1 protein-coding gene is annotated in these 1,652 nt (G+C 51.3%); it reads left to right on the forward strand.

Annotation, left to right across the window (positions count from 1 at the left end; translation table 11 throughout):
• Positions 1 to 47: 47 nt before the first annotated feature.
• On the forward strand, positions 48 to 1,556 hold the full coding sequence (locus AC1DVH_RS30790; RefSeq protein WP_477756970.1) for a sensor histidine kinase: 1,509 nt from the start codon (positions 48 to 50) through the stop codon (positions 1,554 to 1,556).
• Positions 1,557 to 1,652: the final 96 nt, after the last annotated feature.

Raw genomic sequence — 1,652 nt, forward strand, 5'->3', positions numbered from 1 at the left:
CGCTAGCTATACACTCCATTAAAAATGAGTATTGAGGGGCTACCCGGATGTGTACAGAGACGAAAGCCCAATCAAATTCTGAGACCTTGGTCAATGATTCGGATCAGACCTTGGTCGAATCAGACACTGGCCAAACGTCCAGTAGCGCAGTGCCCGGGAGCCAGGGCACCCGGGCGAAATTGCGCCATTTGAGCCGCTCAACCCAGTTCGTCATCTGCGCCACAATAATTCTGGGTTTGACCATGACGCTCGTTGGAAACCTCGTAAGCCAGAGTATCGAAGATGCAACGGTTCAAACGGCGGCGGAGACGGGGGCGCGTTATATGCAGAACTTTCTCGAACCCTTCGTCCAGGGATTAACCACTGCCAAAGAACTCCCCGATGGCACTATTCAGACCATTGATCACCTGCTGTCCAGCACCTCGTTCAGTACACATGTTGTCTCGGTGAAAATCTGGCTTCCAGACGGCACGATTGTCTACAGCACCGACAAATCAGCGGTCCAAAAACATTTTCCGACAGTGGAGATCTCACAGGCGCTGACAGGCAAGATCTATACAGAACTGGACAGTGATCTTGAGGATGATACTGCGGATGATATTGAGGATGCTTTTGAGCGAAGCCTGAATATTCCGCTCTATGAAATTTTTGCTCCACTGCGCGAAGCAGGTACTGGAAAGATTATTGCGGTTGGTGAGTTCTACGAAACCGCGGAAGCGTTACAGCGCGAAATCAATAACGTTCGCAAGAAAGTATGGGCGATTGTTGGTGCAGCAACGATGGCCATGCTTTGGCTGTTATTTTTTATCGTTCGGCGTGACGACAAGATCATAAAGCAGCAGGAATCAGCACTTAAATGGCGAATGCATGAGCAAGCAAAGTTGCACTCAAATAATACCGCCCTTCAGCGCAAAGTCACTACAGCTAATCGTGAGTTTTCCAGAATCAATGAACTCACTCTCCGTCGGATCGGGGCAGATCTTCATGATGGTCCTGCTCAGCTGTTGTCGCTTATTCTCCTTCGCCTTGAAGAGCTCGAAGATTCGCAAGGCGCCTCGGATGGGGAAGTCCTCGAAATGATAAGACGTGCCGGCGAGGATGCTTTAAACGAAGTGCGGGAAATATCACTCGACCTGGCACTTCCGGAAGTCAATGATCTGAGCCTGCACGATGCGCTGGTATTGCTTGCCGGGCGGCACGAAGAGCGAACCGAGACGCGAGTCGAACTGCAGCTTGATACGCTTGCGGACGATGTACCGATAGCCCATAAAATTTGTATTTACCGCTTCGCCCAGGAAGCATTGAACAATGCCTATATTCACGCCGGAGGAAAAGGCCAAAAACTCAGCGCCTCTCACTTCGAAGGGCTACTGGAAGTGCAAGTCGAGGATGCAGGAGTGGGTATTCCAACCGAGAAACCGAGTGTGCCAGGTCGAGGCAGGACTCATCTGGGCCTTGTCGGCATGCGCTATCGCGTCGAATCCCTCGGCGGAATATTCATCATTGAATCGGCGCCCCATGCCGGAACCAAAGCCAGGGCGCAGTTCAGAATCTGATCATCCGTGACAAAATGATCGTTGCACCCAAGTAACCGCAAGCGCTTATCGCCCGTTACTTGTCTTACCGTTGTCATTCAAGTCGCGGCGTTGAAG

Source organism: Pseudomonas sp. P4_C3, from assembly GCF_056402075.1.

What these genes read in the sequence shown, in the direction of transcription:
- AC1DVH_RS30790 (WP_477756970.1), top strand. Translation starts at nt 48, where the DNA reads ATGTGTACAGAGACGAAAGCCCAATCAAATTCTGAGACCTTGGTCAAT.